The organism is Thermococcus sp. JdF3, from assembly GCF_012027495.1.
Lineage (GTDB): Archaea > Methanobacteriota_B > Thermococci > Thermococcales > Thermococcaceae > Thermococcus.
In genome coordinates, this window is record NZ_SNUK01000004.1 from 1 (window position 1) to 17,532 (window position 17,532).

Genomic DNA, 17,532 nt, shown 5'->3' on the forward strand with positions numbered 1-17,532 from the left:
GAAGTTAAGCCCGCCAGCGATCCCGGGTGTACTGCCCTCCGAGAGGGGGCGGGAAACCGGGGACGCCGCCGGCCACTATCCATATGCCCGGGTGGTGTAGCCAGGCCCATCATACGGGACTGTCACTCCCGTGACTCGGGTTCAAATCCCGACCCGGGCGCCATTCTAACAAACTTTTGCCCTGCAAAAGTTTGATCAAAAGTTGGTGATTCCTTCCGGTTGGCCAATCGTGTGGATTTTTCTGTTTTAACGGAAAACCCTTATTGACTGGTGAATCCTACAGAGGAATCACAAACTTTGATGAAACTTTGCGCAGGCAAAGATTTTTGGTTAGAGCTTTTCCAAAAGCTTCCTTCGCATGTTGAGGCAAAGCCTCAACACCTCGGGAAGCTTCGCTTCCCAAGGAGCGCTGGCGGAAAGATGGTGTGCTTTTCTAAAAGTGTTCTTTTTAGGTGGGGGTTTCTCATTCACTTGCTCTTTGGTGATGGTTTCAGTCCAAAAAGGCGCCCGAAGGGCGCCAATAAAGTGAAACTGCCTGAAGGGGGTTTGTTTTGAAAGTTAAACCCGAGTTTAGGGATGCAATTTGCGAGTGCACGATTGATTCTTGCCCTCTTGATGAGGAAGGCATTCTTTTCGCCAGCCTTTCTTAAAGGCTGTAGGGCAAAGCTTATAAAACCTCTCTGCAGTTATCCCATCGGATGTGGGCCGGTAGCTCAGCCTGGTTAGAGCGCGGGGCTTTTAACCCCGTGGCCGCGGGTTCGAATCCCGTCCGGCCCGCCAGCACAAATTCATTAAATACATTTCTGCCATCACTTCATTTACGGGGTTCTTCTGTGTTCATTTGATTCATACCTAAAAGAGTGCTGTTATCCAAATTAAGAAAAGGATTAAGAGCGATTCAAATCTTGATCGGCGCACCAAAGGCCCTGTCTCCGGCATCGCCGAGGCCTGGGAGTATGTAGCCCTTCTCGTTCAGCTCCCTGTCTATCGCCGCCACGAATATCTCAACGTCCGGGTGGGCTTCCTTTATCCTGCTTATCCCCTCCGGTGCTGCCAGAACGCCAACTATGACATAGCGCTTGGCATTCCCGTACTTCTTGACCTCGTCGAGAACCCTGATGAGGGTTGAGCCGGTCGCTATCATGGGGTCGGCTAGGATAACCGTGTCGTCCGGCTTTACCTGGGGCACCTTAACGTACTTCATCTCTATCTCAAACTTGGGGGCCTTGCCGCGGGAGGCGGATACGATGCCGACCCTGGAGTGGTCGAGAACCTTGATGAGGCCCTCCATGAGGGGTATCGCCGCGCGGAGGACCGTGATTATGATGACGTTGCGCCTGTCCTTTATCAGCGTTCCCTCGGTTTCTTCGAGCGGGGTCTTTATGGGGATCTTCTCGATTTCCATGGTCTTCGTCAGTTCGTATGCCATGTAGCGGCCGAGCTTAACGAGGCCCTTTCTGAAGGCTATCGGACCTGTCCTTTCATCCCTGAGCTCCGTCAGTATCTCCATGATGAATGGGCTGTCCTCAAAGGAGTACACACCTTCCCAGCGTTCGTCCCTCTTCATGCTCTCACCGAAACCCCTTCGGCGGGGGGTTTATTAGCCTTCCGTCTGCCAATTCAACCCCATAATGTATCAGTTTTTTGACTGATCCTCGATGATGCGCATCATCCAGGTGCCGCGCAGGAACCAGGCAAGGGCCACTATCGCCGCTATGAAGTTGCTCATACCCATGCCGAAGAACACACCCTTGCTCGTGAAGTCGAAGAGCTCCGCGAGAGGTATCGTGATTCCCAGGACTGTGATGGCCCCTATGTAGCCGAAGGCGTAGCTGAGGGGAATCCTCAGTCCCCAGAGGCGGAATATCCCGAGGGCCATGCTCTTCTTGGTATGGCCTGCGGAGCTGAAGGTTCTGTTCACGACTATGAAGATGCCGTTGAAGAATGGCACGGAGATCAGGAAGTACTTCAGGACAATCTCGCTCTCCTTAATAACGGCGGGATCGTTGAGGAAAAACCGGAATATCTCGACGCGGAAGAGTCCGATGACGGCTATGGCAAGGCTGGCTATGGCGAAGTTTATGACCATCGTCCTCTCCGCTATCTTCTTTGCCCTCCCGTAGTTCTCCGCCCCGACGTTCTGGGCTATCATGGTTCCCATCGCCATGCTTATACCCCTCGATATGCCCGTCAGGAAGTTCACGAGGCGGGTGGTTATGGTGTAGGCCGCGTAGGTGACGTCGCCGAAGCCGAAGATGATTCTCGTGAGTATCACGAATCCAAAGCTGTTTGCGGACTGGCCTATACTCGATGGGAGGCCGACTCGGAAGAGCTTTCCGTAAAATTCAAAGTCTGGCTTGAGGCTCTCAACCCTCAGGCTTATCCCAACGCGGTCCGTGAAGAGGAGGTAGAGTCCAATGGCCGCTCCCACGACGTTGGCTATGACGGTCGCCAGCGCCGCCCCCGCCACGCCGAGCTCCGGAAAGCCCAGCCAGCCGAAGATGAATAGGGGATCCAGGATTATGTTTATCAGCACGGTGAGGAGCGTTATCTTGACGGGCGTCTTTGTGTCGCCCGCGGCCCTCATGAGGGCACCAAAGGCCATAAACGCGAATGAGAAGGGGAGGCCCAGGAAAACCACCGTGGCGTAGGTCAGGGAGTAGGGGTACACGTTCTCGCTCACGCGCATAAAGTGGAGGGCGTAAGGGAGAATCAGGAGGGCCGTCACGGCCGTCGCGACCGAGAAGAACGTCATGAGTGAATAGAGCGCCCCCGCTGAACGGTTAGCTTTCTCGTACTCCTCCGCCCCGATGTACTGCCCGACGAAGGCGAAGCCCGCCGTTGTGAAACCCATTCCAAGGGCCATCAGCGTTCCTATTATCGGCCATACGGTTCCGGGTGCTGAGAGTGCCTCCCTTCCGAGTTTTCCCAGCCAGAAGGTGTCCGTTATGTTGTACACGACCTGAACCAGGTTGTTCACTATGAGCGGTCCCGCGAGGATTAGGAGGGTTTTCTCTATCGGACCGTTCAGTATCTGGTCCCTCATTCTCTGGATTTTCTCACCCTTCATCTTCACTCAGACCGCAATCGAAACGGTGATATATAAAGCTACCCCTTTTCCTCTATGATGCGGCTCATCCAGCTCCCGGTCAGGAACCAGGCGAGGGCCACTATAGCCCCCAGAACGTTGCTCAGGCCCATTCCCAGCCACATTCCGGCGGTGTCCTTAACCAGAAGCCCGAGGCCGTAGCTGAGGGGAAGCCTCAGCCCCCAGAGGCGGAGCATGCTCAGCACCATGCTCTTCTTGGTGTGTCCCGAGCTCTGGAACACGTTGTTCACCGCCGAGAATATGCCGAAGAAGGGCAGCGATGCGGAGAAGTACTTGACGACCTTTGCGCTCTCCGCTATTATCGCGGGGTCGTTGATGAAGAAGCTGAATATCTGAACCCTGAAGAGGGCGAAGAGGAGCGTCCCAACGCTCAGGATGGCAAAGTTTATCGCCATTGTCTTCTCAGCTATGGTTTTGGCCCTCTCGTAGAGCTTCGCCCCAACGGTCTGGCCGACCATCGTACCCATGGCCATGCTTATTCCGTCCGAGAAGGCGAACATGAAGTTCGTCAGCCTGTTGGTTATGGAGTAGGTCGCGAAGGCCACGTCGGCGTCTCCGAACTGGCCGCCCAGGGTGAAGATTATCCTGGTGAGGATGACGAAGCCGAGGGCGGTGGTGGACGAGCCTATGCTCGAGGGTATGCCTACGCGGAAGATGCGCTTGTAGAACTCCCAGTCCGGCTTGAGGCCCTCGACCGTGAGGTGTATTCCCACCTTTCCCTTGAAGAGGAGGTATCCGCCAACGAGCGAGCCGAGGCTGTTGGAGAACATCGTGGCTACGGCAGCACCGACGACTCCAAGCTCCGGAAACGGCCCCCAGCCGAATATTAGGAAGGGATCCAGGACCAAATTAAGAAGCACGGTGGCTATGTTTATCTTGACCGGTGTTTTTGTGTCGCCTATAGCCCTCAGGAGGAAGTTGAAGGCGAAGAGCGTGAAGGCGAAGGGTATTCCAGCGAAGATGACGCGGGTGTAGTTGAGTGCGTAGGGATAGACGGTATCGCTCACGTTCATGAACTCGAGGAGATACGGGGCGGAGACGACGCCGAATATCCCAACTCCAATCGCGAAGAGCATCATGAGGGAGTAGAGTGCTCCCGCCGCGCGGTTGGCCTTATCGTACTCTCTGGCCCCGACGTACTGGCTGACGAAGGCGAAGCCCGCCGTGGCGAACCCCATCCCTATGGCCATGAAGAACCAGACGAGGGGCCACGCCGTTCCCGGAGCAGCTAACTCCTCCCTCCCGAGCTTTCCGAGCCAGTAGGTGTCAGTGAGGTTGTAGAGAACCTGAACGAGCTGGTTTACGATTAGAGGATAGGCTAATACGATGAGGGTTCTGGCTATGGGTCCGCTGATGATCTGCTCTCGCATTGCCTCTACTTCACGCCTCATTGAGATGGCTATCGAAACGTGTGTATAAAAGGCTTATGGTGGATAAAAGAGCCATCTCAGGGAAGAACGGCGATATCAAGTTCAGAAAATGTCTATCAAAAACGAATAGATAGAAAAGAGGAAGCCAAAAGGCTTCACTCGCGGAGGGCCTTCCTGGCGGCCTCAAGCCTGAGCCTGGCCTCTTCCCTGGCGACGGTCTTCCTGACGAGCTCGACGGCGTCCGGGTTGGCGCTGACGCTGTCGATGCCGAGCCTGACGAGGAGCTTGACCATCCTCGGGTCGCTGCCGGCCTGGCCGCAGATGCTGGTCTCGACGCCGTACTTCTTGCAGGTCTTGATGACGTTCTCGATGAGCTTGAGAACGGCCGGGTGCTTCTCGTCGTAGAGCTTGAAGACGCGCTCGTTGTCCCTGTCGATGGCGAGGGTGTACTGGGTGAGGTCGTTGGTACCGAAGCTGACGAAGTCAAGGCCCTCCTTGATGAGGTCCTCGATGATGAGGGCGCTGGCCGGGGTCTCGATCATGACGCCCCACTCGACGTCCTTGTGCGGAACGAGGCCGACCTCAAGGGCGATCTCCTTGGCCTTCCTGACCTGCTCGGGGTGGCTGACGAGCGGGAGCATGACGCCGATGTTGTCGTAGCCCTCGTCGACGAGCCTCTTGATGGCCTTGAACTCGGCCCTGAGGAGCTCCGGCTGGTCGAGGCCGCGCCTGATTCCTCTCCAGCCGAGCATCGGGTTCCTCTCGTCCGGCTCCTCCTCTCCGCCCGGAAGCTCGCGGAACTCGTTGGTCGGGGCGTCGAGGGTCCTGTACCAGACGCGCCTCGGGTAGAAGGCCTCGACGACGGTTCTGATGCCCTCGACGAGCTTCTCGACGAGCTCCTCCTCCTTGCCCTCCCTGATGAACTTGATCGGGTGAGCACCGATGCCGAGGATCATGTGCTCGGCCCTGAGGAGACCGACACCGTCGGCGCCGGTGGCTGCAGCGCGCTCAGCGACCTCCGGCATGGAGACGTTGACCTTGACCTCGGTGGCGGTGACGAGCGGGGCACCGGCAACGACGACCTGGCCTCCGGCCTTCTCTTCCTCCTCCTTCTTGACGAGGCTCTTGACTATGCCCTCGTAGACGACACCCCTGGTACCGTCGACGGTGACAAGCATGCCGTCCTTGAGGAGCTTGGTGGCCTCCTTGGTACCGACGACGGCCGGGATGCCGAGCTCACGGCTGACGATGGCGGCGTGGCAGGTCCTTCCGCCCTCGTCGGTAACGATGGCGCTGGCCCTCTTCATGGCCGGAACCATGTCCGGGTTGGTCATGGTGGTGACGAGGACGTCGCCCTCCTTGACCTTGTCGATCTCGCTCGCCTCGAATATGACGACAACCTTACCGGCACCAACACCGGGTGAAGCTCCAAGACCCTTGAGAAGGACGTTCATCTCCTCGGTCATCTCAGCCTCCTCCGTCTTAACCTCATCCTTAAGGGTGGTGATCGGCCTGGACTGGACGATGTAAAGCTTGCCGTCGTCCTTGTCGTAGGCCCACTCGATGTCCTGCGGCCAGCCGTAGTGCTCCTCGATCTTGGCACCGATCTTGGCGACCTCGATGATCTGCTCCTCTGTGAGAACCTGCTTCTCAACCCACTCGGGGCCGAGGTGGTCGGCGACCTTGACGTAAACGGTGCCCTTGCCGGTCTCCGGGTTGCGGACGACCATGACCTCCTTCTTGGCGATGTACTTCTCCTTTATCTTCCAGGTGCCCTTCTCGACGATGTACTCGTCCGGGGAAACGCTGCCGCTGACGACGGCCTCACCGAGGCCCCAGGCGGCGTTGATCATTATCTCGCTCCTGTCGTTGGTGACCGGGTTGGCGGTGAACATGACACCGCTGGTCTCGCTGTTGACCATCTTCTGGACGACGGCGCTGAGGTAGACCTTGCTGTGGTCGAAGCCCTGCTTGGCCCTGTAGAAGGTGGCCCTGGCTGTCCAGAGGCTGGCCCAGCACTTCTTAACCTTGTCTATAACGTCATCAACGCCGTAGACGTCGAGGTAGGTCTCCTGCTGGCCGGCGAAGGAAGCCTCCGGAAGGTCCTCGGCGGTAGCGGAGCTCCTAACGGCGACGTAAACGGCGTCCTTGTTGTACCTGGCGCTGAGCTTCTTGTAAGCGTCCTCAATCTCCTGAGCGATCTCGGGGAGCATCGGGAGCTCGATTATCTTCTGCCTGATCTTGGCGGTGTTCTCCTGGAGCTGCTTGCTGTCATCGACGTTGGTCTCGGCGATGACGCCCATAATCCAGTCCTGGAGAACGGTACCGTCCTCAAGCTTAACGTTCTCGACGAAGTACTTGTAGGCCTCGGCGGTAACACAGAATCCGGGCGGGACGGGTATTCCCGCGTTGGTCATTTCTCCGAGGTTGGCACCCTTTCCACCGACGAGGGGAACGTCGGTCTTCCTGAGGTCCTCAAACCATCTTATAAACTTGTATTCGCTCATGCGAATCCCTCCACAATCGTTTACTGCGGGTGATATATCGAAGGTTCATATTTAAAATTAACTATCCAGAGGTGTTCTCCAGCGTACAGGAATGAAAAGGAAAGCTAATGTGTCCATCAGCGCTTTAAGGTACCCTAATCCTTCTTTTTGATGTATATCTTGAACTTTCCGTCGTAGAACTCCAGGGCTAGGTCATAGTTTCCGCTCTCATCGATGTTGAGGTGGTCCGTTGGCTCCTTCAGTATAACGGTGTCGTAGTACCCCTGCGAGATTTTGTCGCGGACGCTCTTCCTGTCGAGCAGCATCTCCACGGCGGCGTGGGGGTAGTAGAAGCCCGCCACCGTGTACATGTCGGGTGAGACGAGGATTCTTTCCCCATCGTAGTTTATCACGGCGTAGCCTATGACCTCCGACTGGTATCTCCCGAATTTGTTCCACGTCTCCTTTAATCCCCCCGCCCGGGTGGCTATTGGCACCGTTAGTATCAGCGCCAGGATGAGAACGACAAGGGCCGTGCGGCCTGCCCCGATTCTCCCTCCCGTCCTCTCGGAGACTGCCGTGATGATGTCCCCGGCCAGCCACACTCCCTCCGCCGCCAGTATCCCAATCGCCGGTGAGAGGAATGTTATGAAGCGCGTCTCCTTGTGGGTGACCGTCAGTATTCCCATGAGTCCCACGAAGAGCCAGCTTATGAGCAGCCAGCCCTCATCATTCTTTTTGAGCCTGATGAAGCCCAGGGCTGCGAGTGCCGGGAGCAGAAGGCCAACGTCCTCACGGAGCAGGTGCAGGTAGTCCGAAACCGAAACGGGCCTGTCGAGCGTCACCACCCTCGATGCCACACTGAACGGTCTGAAGGGACCGCCGTAGTGCAGGTGCCCCATGTAAAGCCAGGGGGCGAGGGTGAAGCCGAGGAGGATGAAGCCAACCCAGTACTCCCTCTTTTTGACCCATTCCCAGTGGTCTGTGAGCCACAGATACGCTATGAATACTCCGAGTATGGAGAGCCCGGTGTAGCGGGTCAGGATGGCGAGGCCCGCGGATACGAAGGATAGGTATATCCTATATGGGGCGCCCCGCTTTCTGCCTGTGTAGAACAGATAGACCGCCAGGGTGTAGAAGAATGTAAATTCGCTGTGCACGAGCTCCCTGGTTGCCATGGTGAACGCCAGGGGGTTGAAGATGTAGAACAGACTCGCGGCGATGCCTTTGAAGGGGTCCCCGAACATTTCCACCGCGAGCAGGTAGGTCAGCGCTGCGGTTAATGCGAAGAACAGCATCGAAACTGTCCGGGCAACGGTGAGCTGTGAGTACGGCTCATGGATGGAGCGGTATGGAAGCGAGAGGGTGTAGGGATAGAGCGGCGGCCGGTACATCATGTAGATTCCCTGGTATGTGAAGTCCGTGATGTCCTCCGCGAGGTTCCTTGCTATGTCTATGTAGAGCGCGCCGTCGTATGTTATTGTGTTTGACTGGGGCATCGTCAGCATGCTGACGCACAGGGCCAGGAGGAATGGGACTATGAATATCAGTGACTTCTTTTCCATACGTCCACCTCCACAGATAGGTACGCCAGGAAAGCCATGGCTGAGAGGAAGAACGCGTCCACTCCTATGGGAACCATCAGGGTCATGAGGGTCACCGACAGGACCGCGGTTGGTCTTCTCCTCTCCGCGTCCGCGAGTGCCATCCCCAGGAAGGCCCCCTCAATCAGTCCAAGGAGCCCGAAATCGTAGGCGGGCTGGCCGAAAAGCGTGTACGTGTACCCGACGTCCCGCCCGAAGAGGGAGCCGACGTAGCCCTTGGGATCGGTTGAGAACAGTATTCCCCTCTTCCCCCAGGGCATCCCGAGGTGAAAGAGCCTTTCGTAAACCGTGTACGTTACACCGGGTCTGTAGAGAAGGGTCTCAAAGAATCCCAGGCTCCATCCGGGATACGTCTGAACGGTGGTGTGGTACCTTATCACAAACACCGCGAGGAGGGTTAGGAGCACTACCCCGATTATGATGTAGCGATTCCTCCCCCTGAGGTCTGCCTTTGGATTTCCCCGCTGCACCATCCGCAGGAAGTAGGCCAATGCCACTGCCAGTCCCACCGTCCGGAAGGTCGAGACCGCCGCTATCGCCTCCCCCAGGAGGAACATCCTGAAGTCCGGCTTCAGGGACAGCACCACGACCGTGAAGTAACCCGCTGCAAGGTAGAACAGCCTGAAAACGGAGTACCTTGCCTCCGGTCTGAGGAGGGGCACGGCCCCCGCGGCTATGGGTATCATGAAGAGCACGAGCACGACGGATGTCAGGATGATCCGGAGCTCTCTGCGGGCGTTCTCGGGGTTATTCTCAACGCTTCGTGCTTCGTAGTATATAATCACCTCCGTGGCCCCGATTATGGCCAGTGCCAGGATGAGGCCCCACCATCCGAGGAGGGACAGAACAACAACCATCACCGCCAGGTAAAGCTTGGTCTTGTAACCATCTCCCAGCTTTCCGCTCAGGCGATACGAAACCACGATGACCCCGATAAACGTCAGTGCGTATGCCAGGGGTGCCGCCCCAGGCCCGGGCAGGAGGTCTGAGTACACGGTTTTTGAAATCAGGGCCGTGATGAGGTAAAGAATGGCCGACGCCCAGAAGACGGTGCTGAGCCTCATGACCCGATCCCACCGGGTTCCCTCTTGGCGCTCCTCCACCCTGTGATGATTATGTATGCCCCGAGGCCGAAGAGCAGGTACACCGGGAGGTCGAGTATCCCGGTCTCGACGCCGACAATACCGTAGGCCAGGGTTGAATAGTAGAGGGTCATCGTAACCGGATGAACTGCCCTTCCAATCATCCCGTAGTAAACGCCGAGCAGAAACCCCTCGATAACGGCAAACACTCCAAAGTCCAGATACATGCCTCCTAGGAGGGTGGGGGTTATGGTGACGCCCGTGTGCACGTAGAGGAACTTGGCCACAAGTCCTCTGGGCGAATATCCCCCTGCCAGGTACGATTTTATTCCAGACCACTGGAGGTAGCCGTGGTAGAGGCCGTTCCACCCTGCCCTCCACACTATTATATCCAGGACTGAAGTCGAACTCTGAATCCGGATCCACAGGCTTCCCAGTGTTTCGCCCCTGAGGAATGTTATCCCGATTCCAAGAATGGCGAGTGCTGCAACTGCGGCGATGATGTGCTGGAACCTGACCCTACCTGTTTCCTTCATCTTCTCGTAGTACGCGGCGCCTAGGGCTATAACGCTGACGAGGACTGGGGTTCTGTAGGCGTAAAGCGCAACCGCAACTGGATACACTAGGGCGTATCTCCTTCCCCTCAGGAACAGGTATACGCTGGAGGGCACGCCGAGGAAATAAGTCAATGCAGTGAGTCTGGGGTTGAGGCTGGTCCTCACAGAGGGGTGGAGTAGTGGAACGCTCCGAAGCATCAGAATCTGCAGCCCTATTATTGCTATCGAGATCCAGAACGCCCATACTATGTACCTCTCATCGATATCCAGTCCCCGGTCGTCCCATCCTATCTCTGCTCCCTTGTACATCCCGAGAATTATTGAAACTGCAAACGCCACGCCCATTGCCATCGTTTTCGGCTCTGCCAGGCCGAGGGATATGAATCCGATGAACAGCAGGGGGATGAGGAGGGGCAGTCCTTTCATCCAGTCCTCACCTCAAGGAGCTTCAGGGGCAGGTTTCTTTCCTCCGAGTTCACGCTGAGTGTCCCGTAGAGGTACACCCTGTAGTCGCCAAGGGACTCCTTGAGAAACTCTATCGGCACCATGTTGGTACTTATAACCGCTCCGTTGCCGCTCACCTGGTTTATCGTGACGGAGCCGTATGAGAGGTAGTCGGCCCGGTACTTGAGCATCCCGAGCTGTATTGGGCTTATCTCTCCCTCTATGTAGATTATGCCACTGAACCTCTCGGAGTAGGCGTCAACGGTTATGTTATCGATTATGCCGTTCAGCTTCCCCAGCCTCGGGGGAAGCTCGTAGACGTAGACCTTTCCGCGGTAGTCCACCTTTATGAGTCTGGCCCTGAGGTCTTCCTTCGTGGCACTCGGGCCCCCCACGCTCAGCACTTTTCCGTTGGATATTATGTTTATCGTAGATCCCTGAACGCTCAGAAGTGTTCCGGTAACGGTCTCTCCCTCAACGGTCTCCACGATTATCGTTACGTTGAATCCTCTGGTCAGGAGTCCAAAGGCATGGTTGGCGGCTTCGTATATTTCGCCGCCCTGATAGTGCTGTGTGTAGTGGTTGAGGGCCAATCCGAGAATCGCCACAGTCACAACAGCGGCCAAAACCTTCTCTCTGTCCATACGTTCTCACCACGCTATCCGCTAGATTCATGTGCTGCTCTGCCCGGTTTTATATGTTTTGGTGAATTTCACATCCCTCATTGGTGCGGTATTCTCCAAATCACATGGTATAGTGTTATTTCATGGCGATTGGCGCGATACGATACGGTCTTCGATGTCCATAACTAGCCACCACGGGTATTACATGTGTGACTAAGCCTGTTAGATCACTCCAAAGAACGAAATCTTTATATCTATGCGACCTTTACAGTATGGATGACCATTACAACATGGAGGTGTCAGGATGAATCGGAAGGCCTTGAGTCTTTTGATTGTTGTAGTGATGCTACTCTCTGCAATTCCAGCGGCGTTATCAGTGCCGGCAGTGGCGGCGACACCGGTGCAGCAGGGCGAGAGTCCCCAGCAGGTCACGGCAGAGGCCCCCAGCAATTTCATACCCGGGGAGGTACTTCAGAAGGAAATTCAAAAGGTTCTGGAGGGTAGCGGGAAGACGGTGCGCCTTATAGTGGCGCCAGACAGGGACCATGAAATTGAGGTTTACAACACCCTCAAGAAACTCGGACGCATCGACCCCATTAGCAAACCTGAGTTCCAGTTCATAGTTGTTGAAATGCCGGCTTCGAACGTTGAAAAGCTCGCCGAGATACCCGGAATTCTGCACGTCTGGAAGGACGAGATGGTGAAGCTCCAGGAGCCCGTTGCTCCGGAGGTTGGAATGGGCGATGTCAGGCCCACAATTCAGGATCCCAAGCTCCCTGACATGTTCATGAGCGTCTTCAAGATCCACGCCTATGACACCTGGATCAACCACGGTGTTCTCGGTGACAACGTCACCGTGGCCGTTCTTGACACCGGAATTGACGTTGGCCACCCCTTCCTCCAGGTCACCCTTGACGGAAGGCCGAAGATAATCGACATATACGACGCAAGTGACGAGGGACTTGTTGAGATCTACTACTCCACCAACACCACCTCTGGAGGTTACATAGCCGTCGATAAGAATGTCACCCTGTTCTGGGGAGCCTACGCCCCTTACTACGGCCATGATGCATATTACACAAACTACACCATGGGGACATACTACGTTGGAAACATCACCGGTGACGACTACTACATAGGCCTTCTCCCGGAGAGGTACTTCGACTTTAACAATCTATCTGGAAACGCTCCTCCGGATTATTATGGAGTTTCCCCCTACATATTTGGAAACCTCAGCGACGTCTATCCGGTCCTCATAGTGAACCAGAGCGGAAACTTCGTCGCGTACATCGACTTCAACCTTGACAACAACTTCACCGATGACCAGCCTATGGGAGTGTTCGATCTCACCCACGACTACGTCACGGTCAATTCCACCAAGGTGAACATTGCCTTCCAGGGCTTCTATGGCGACTTCGCGTACTTTATGTGGGACGCCCACGGACACGGAACCCACGTCAGCGGTACCGTTGCCGGGGTTCCCCTGCCCAATGATCCGGTCTTCAATGGTACATTCACTGGACTCCCCGCGTATGGAGTTGCCCCCAATGCCCAGCTCATGGAGGTCAAGGTTCTTCCGGGTGAGTTCGGATTCGGTGCCACTAGCTGGATAATAAGCGGAATGATATACGCTGCCAGTAATGGTGCGGACGTCATAAGCATGTCCCTCGGCGGCGGAGGCGAGATAAACGACGGTATAGAGAGCCCGGAGAACTTCTACGTTAACTTACTCACCAACAAGTACGGTGTCACCTTCGCCATAGCCGCAGGAAACGAGGGCCCGACCACCAACACCGTCCACTCTCCGGGTGACAGCGACCTTGCCATAACCGTCGGCAACTACGTGGACAACGAGAGGGAATCCTTCTGGTACGGGGTTGATATGGGCATAATCTCCGGTCCGGCTATGAGTTCCAGTAGGGGTCCGAGGGATGACGGTATGCTCGACCCCGACGTCATGGCTCCAGGTACCGACATATTCTCCAGCCTCCCGATGTGGTACACCGCCCTCTACGGCAACCCGTACAGGTACTATGGGATATGGAGCGGTACCTCGATGGCCACCCCGCACGTCAGCGGTGCCGTTGCCCTGATGGTCAGTTACGCCAAGCAGCACAACATCACCTACAACCCGATCATGCTGAAGCGCGTTCTTGAGCTCAGCGCCAAGCCCGTTAACGGGACCCTCATCGACCAGGGCTTCGGCCTCATACAGGTGGACAAGGCCATCGAGGAGCTTGAGAATCTCAGCCAGGAGCCGACCACCTACATTTTCGCCGGAACCACCTACACCGGCTTTAAGAACCCGATCGGTGTCCCGACAATCCCGATATCACTAGCTTACGTTGACTCCAACGGCTACTTCCAGAACGTGTTCGGCTTCCCGTACCTCTATCGGGGAGTCTACATAAGGAACGAGTACCCGGGAAGCGTCCCGATATACTTCTACCCGATGGACTACGTTCAGGACTATGGCCTCAACTACACCGCCTCGGAGAAGGTGTACAAGATAAGCACCAACGTTGACTGGATAATACCCAATACCACAGAGGTTGTTGCGGGCAACGTTACCTTTGGACGGTTCTCCATCAACATTGACTACTCCAAGCTCCAGAAGAGCGGAACCTACGTTGGACTCGTCTACATCGACGACCCCGACACCAGCTACATAGACGGTTACGTGGCTGTCACCGTCGACATTCCGGTGAACCCGAACGGTGAAAGCCATGCCAAGCTCTCCGACACCGAGAAGCCTGGTGAAGCCAAGCACTACTTTGTCAAGATCCCGCGTGGCACTAGGGAGCTCCGCGTCACCCTCCGCGTTCCTGCCGACGCAAACGGTACACCAATGGGCAGGACGACCCTCCTCATCGCCAGGCCGCTTGGTGAGGTCGTTGCTTCATACGTTCCGGGCTACTACTACGTCGGGGCCAACCCCGCGGGAAACGTCTACGAGTACACATGGGTTGTTCCTGACCCTGTTGAGGGGACCTGGGAGATAACGGCCTACTCTAGCATATTCGCCAAGTACTGGAGCGGCTACGACACCTCTCAGTACGAGATTGAGGTCAGCTTGTCTTCTGTATCTGTCACCCCGGAGATAGTCTACAGGGATGTTAAGGGGCCAATAAACACTACGGTTCAGGCGACGTTCACCAACGGATATACAACCTTCAACGCAAGTGTCACTGGATATGGTATGGGCAGACTTGATCTTGCCCCAGGACAGATCAGAAATGTCAGCCAGGACGAATGGGATCTCGTGGGAGCATTGTACGTCGATCCAACCACATACTTCATCAGGTTTGGAATTACCCAGCCGGAAGACCCCACCGCTGACCTCGACCTGTACGTTTACTACTTCCCAACCCTAGAGGACCTCATCAACTTCACCAACTACGTCGAGTATACCGACCAGATAGGGCCGACCAGTGACGAGGTCTTCGAGCAGTTCATGCCAGAGCCCGGTTACTACCTCGTCAAGGTCTATGGCTGGGACACCGCCGGCTACGATCCGATACACTACACCTTCTACTACCAGATGCTCAATGATACGGGCGACGTTTCGGTAGACTCGACACCTTTCGAATTTGCGCAGGGTGCTTCGATGAATGTCAACGCCGAAGTGTCGCTCCATGACAATGGAACATACCTCGGTGTGATCGGACTAACTAACATCGAGACCAATAACGTCCTTACGTATGTGCCCCTCGTGATGCAGGTGGGACAGCCGAGTATGACGATGATAGTCAGTGACAACGCCACACTTGGTAAGATGTCAGTACTCCAGATTAAGCTCATTGACCCGGTAACTGGGAAAGCTATCCACTCCCCGACAAAGGTTGTCATTAACGGGAGGCCATACTATACTGACAACGGTTACGTAGTAATGTACTTTGTGCCGACGTCAACTGAGGAAACATTCGATGTCCAGGCTATCAATGAAATGTACATGGACATCGTAACGACCATCAAAGTTAAGGCCGCTGAGCCTTTCACAGAGACAGTTAAGTCCACTAAGGATATCTCCTCCAGCATTGTGGAAGGAAACGCCACGATTATTAAAGAGCCTGAGGTAAAGGGTACAACCGTTACCTTAACAGTCAACGGAACCACAAATACTACTTCAACGGTAATGGTAGTCCTGCCTAAGGGTGCTGAGGTTACACAGATAAACGTTGAACCAGAGGGACACCTTGTCGACTGGTGGACTGAGGACGGCGAGAAGGCGACTTACCTCTTCGTGAAGGTTAGATTTGCATCCCCCGTCACTGTATCAGTAAAGTACAGTATGCCTCCTAAGATCTCCATCCCGACCCTCAACTTCCTCGGCTACCGCTACTACCACATGTACCTCCAGCAGTTCAATGAGCTCTACCAGAAGGCCCTCGAGCTCGGTGTCGATAACGAGACCCTCCAGGAGGCCCTCAGCTACAATGAAACCGCCGCAGAGTACTACAAGACTGCAGAGGAAATTGCAGGCGGCAATCTGCTGATCAACCTCGGGGACATCAAGCTGCTCCTGCCGCTGAGACAGGCATATCTCCACGAGATGAAGGCAGTGAAGATACTCCAGAAGGCCGTTGAGGAGATTGAAAACTCCGAGGGCTGATGCCCTCAACCTTCTTCCTTTCTCGATTTTTATCAGCTGCCCAACTCTTTTAAACCTGTCCGCGTTTCTCACTCCGGTGGCGCTCATGATATACGTTAAAATATACCGGGTTCAGGGGGAGGTTCTCCTCGCGGCCTGCGATGAGGAGCTCCTCGGAAAGACCTTCAGGGAGGGCGACCTCAAGCTTGAAGTTAAGGAGCGGTTTTATAGGGGAGAACTGGTCGAGGAAGACGCCCTTGGGGCCCTGCTTCACGAAGCCACGATAGCCAATCTTACCGGCGAACGTTGTGTCTCCAAGGCAATAGAGCTTGGCTACGTTGATGAAGACAGGGTCCTCAGAATTCAGGGTGTTCCACACGCACAGATGGCCCGGCTCTTCCTCTGAGCTACCTTTTTAAACCTCTCCCCGCACCAACCACCGGTGAGAGAGATGAGCGAGAGGTTCTGCTACCGGTGCGGGATAAGCGAGAGCGAGGGGGGCCCGCTGATAGACGGACTCTGTCAGGTCTGCTTCAGAAAGGAGAACCCGGTTTTGCTGATTGAGAGGGAAATCAACACGGAACTCTGCCAGAACTGCGGGAGTTACAGGAAGAGGGGCGTCTGGGTTGATCCGGCGAGCTATGACCTTGAGGAGCTTATATTCGAGGTGGCCGAAAACGCCCTCCTGGAGGCCCTCGAGGATTCTTTCAGCGAGAAAATCGTGGAGTACGAGGTGGTCTCCCCGGAGGAGCTTGACGAAATTGACGAGCTTCCTGTTGGACGGGCCGCGGTGGCCTTTGAACCCGCTGACTTTCACCTTGAACACTTTCCGGCGATAGTGACCTACGGGGTCCGTGTAAAGGCCAGGATTCACGAGCTCCAGCGCGAGCTCCACGACGAGACCAGATACGTCACGGTCTATGTCCGCCAGACCGTCTGTCCGCGCTGTTCCAAGTTCCTCGGCGGCTACTTCGAGGCCATACTCCAGGTCCGTGCCGAGGGCAGGCCGCTGACTGAGGAGGAACGGAAGGCCATAGGAAAGCTCGTCGAGGAGAAGGTGGACGAGATAATGCGCAGGGACAGGATGGGCTTCATCCAGGACACCATAGAGAAGGAGGAGGGCATGGACTTCTACATGGGCTCGACTTCAAGTGCCAGGAAACTCGCTCAGGCGATAAAGGAGCGTTTTGGGGGGACGATAAGTGAGGCCTACGAGCTGGTCGGCGTTGACAGACAGACCAGCAGAGAGGTTCACCGCGCGAGCGTGAGCATCCGGATTCCAAAGTTCCAGAGGGGCGATCTGGTGACGGACAGACGCGGTAACGTTTACACCGTGGAGAACGTGGACGGGAAGGGTATGACACTCACCAACTTGGTCACCCGTGAGACGGAGCGCCGCGACTGGAAGACCGTGAAGCGAGAGGGCATAGAAGCGGTGGAGGGCGAAAGAAAGGAAGCCATGGTAACCAGTATAACTCCGACCGAGGTCCAGCTAATGGACATGGAGACGTATGAAACCTATGAACTGGAGAAGCCGCGCATGGAGCTCAGGGAGGGTGAAGTCTATCGCATGGTGGAGGTCGGGGGCAGGAAGTACTTCCTCGGCAGAAAGGAATGACCCGGTTCTGTCCCGCCAATCTTTTTAACCTTAGGTTTTGAACCTCTT

11 protein-coding genes and 2 tRNA genes are annotated in these 17,532 nt (G+C 55.8%); 5 read left to right on the forward strand and 8 right to left on the reverse strand.

Features of this window, described 5'->3' with window-relative positions; genetic code table 11:
* Positions 1-85 precede the first annotated feature (85 nt).
* Positions 86-163, forward strand: a tRNA-Asp gene (locus tag E3E42_RS07065).
* Positions 164-702: 539 nt separating this feature from the next.
* Positions 703-780, forward strand: a tRNA-Lys gene (locus E3E42_RS07070).
* A 118-nt stretch (positions 781-898) separates the two neighbouring features.
* Here E3E42_RS07070 and upp read toward each other — a convergent pair.
* The 8 genes from upp to E3E42_RS07110 all read right to left on the reverse strand — a co-directional run bounded on the left by upp (position 899) and on the right by E3E42_RS07110 (position 11,296).
* A complete protein-coding gene (gene upp, locus E3E42_RS07075) occupies positions 899-1,567 on the reverse strand; it encodes a uracil phosphoribosyltransferase (protein ID WP_167903687.1) in 669 nt (222 codons plus the stop codon).
* A 69-nt stretch (positions 1,568-1,636) separates the two neighbouring features.
* Positions 1,637-3,070 carry an MATE family efflux transporter gene (locus E3E42_RS07080; protein WP_167904000.1) on the reverse strand — a complete coding sequence of 478 codons (1,434 nt, stop codon included), beginning with the start codon at positions 3,068-3,070 and terminating at the stop codon, positions 1,637-1,639.
* A gap of 38 nt (positions 3,071-3,108) precedes the next feature.
* A complete protein-coding gene (locus E3E42_RS07085; RefSeq protein WP_167903688.1) occupies positions 3,109-4,500 on the reverse strand; it encodes an MATE family efflux transporter in 1,392 nt (463 codons plus the stop codon).
* A 134-nt stretch (positions 4,501-4,634) separates the two neighbouring features.
* The gene (ppsA, locus tag E3E42_RS07090) at positions 4,635-6,986 is read right to left on the reverse strand and encodes a phosphoenolpyruvate synthase (protein ID WP_167903689.1); all 2,352 of its coding nucleotides are present in this window, start codon (positions 6,984-6,986) and stop codon (positions 4,635-4,637) included.
* Positions 6,987-7,120: 134 nt separating this feature from the next.
* Positions 7,121-8,530: a glycosyltransferase family 39 protein gene (locus E3E42_RS07095; RefSeq protein WP_167903690.1), complete on the reverse strand. Its 1,410-nt coding sequence runs from the start codon at positions 8,528-8,530 to the stop codon at positions 7,121-7,123.
* Entirely contained in the window at positions 8,512-9,633 is a 1,122-nt protein-coding gene (locus E3E42_RS07100; RefSeq protein ID WP_167903691.1) for a hypothetical protein, read from the reverse strand. The genes E3E42_RS07095 and E3E42_RS07100 overlap by 19 nt, the downstream gene beginning before the upstream one ends.
* On the reverse strand, positions 9,630-10,634 hold the full coding sequence (locus E3E42_RS07105; protein WP_167903692.1) for a hypothetical protein: 1,005 nt from the start codon (positions 10,632-10,634) through the stop codon (positions 9,630-9,632). Before E3E42_RS07105 ends, E3E42_RS07100 begins: the two co-directional genes overlap by 4 nt.
* Entirely contained in the window at positions 10,631-11,296 is a 666-nt protein-coding gene (locus E3E42_RS07110; protein ID WP_167903693.1) for a hypothetical protein, read from the reverse strand. Before E3E42_RS07110 ends, E3E42_RS07105 begins: the two co-directional genes overlap by 4 nt.
* A 283-nt stretch (positions 11,297-11,579) precedes the next feature.
* On the opposite strand from E3E42_RS07110, the gene E3E42_RS07115 reads away from it, so the two are divergent.
* From E3E42_RS07115 to E3E42_RS07125, 3 genes are all read left to right on the forward strand, one after another.
* Complete coding sequence (locus E3E42_RS07115; RefSeq protein WP_167903694.1) at positions 11,580-15,887, forward strand: S8 family serine peptidase; 4,308 nt, start codon at positions 11,580-11,582, stop codon at positions 15,885-15,887.
* An 85-nt stretch (positions 15,888-15,972) separates the two neighbouring features.
* Positions 15,973-16,272 carry a DUF424 domain-containing protein gene (locus E3E42_RS07120; RefSeq protein ID WP_167904002.1) on the forward strand — a complete coding sequence of 100 codons (300 nt, stop codon included), beginning with the start codon at positions 15,973-15,975 and terminating at the stop codon, positions 16,270-16,272.
* 45 nt (positions 16,273-16,317) lie between these two features.
* Complete coding sequence (locus E3E42_RS07125) at positions 16,318-17,484, forward strand: 60S ribosomal export protein NMD3 (RefSeq protein WP_167904004.1); 1,167 nt, start codon at positions 16,318-16,320, stop codon at positions 17,482-17,484.
* Positions 17,485-17,532: the final 48 nt, after the last annotated feature.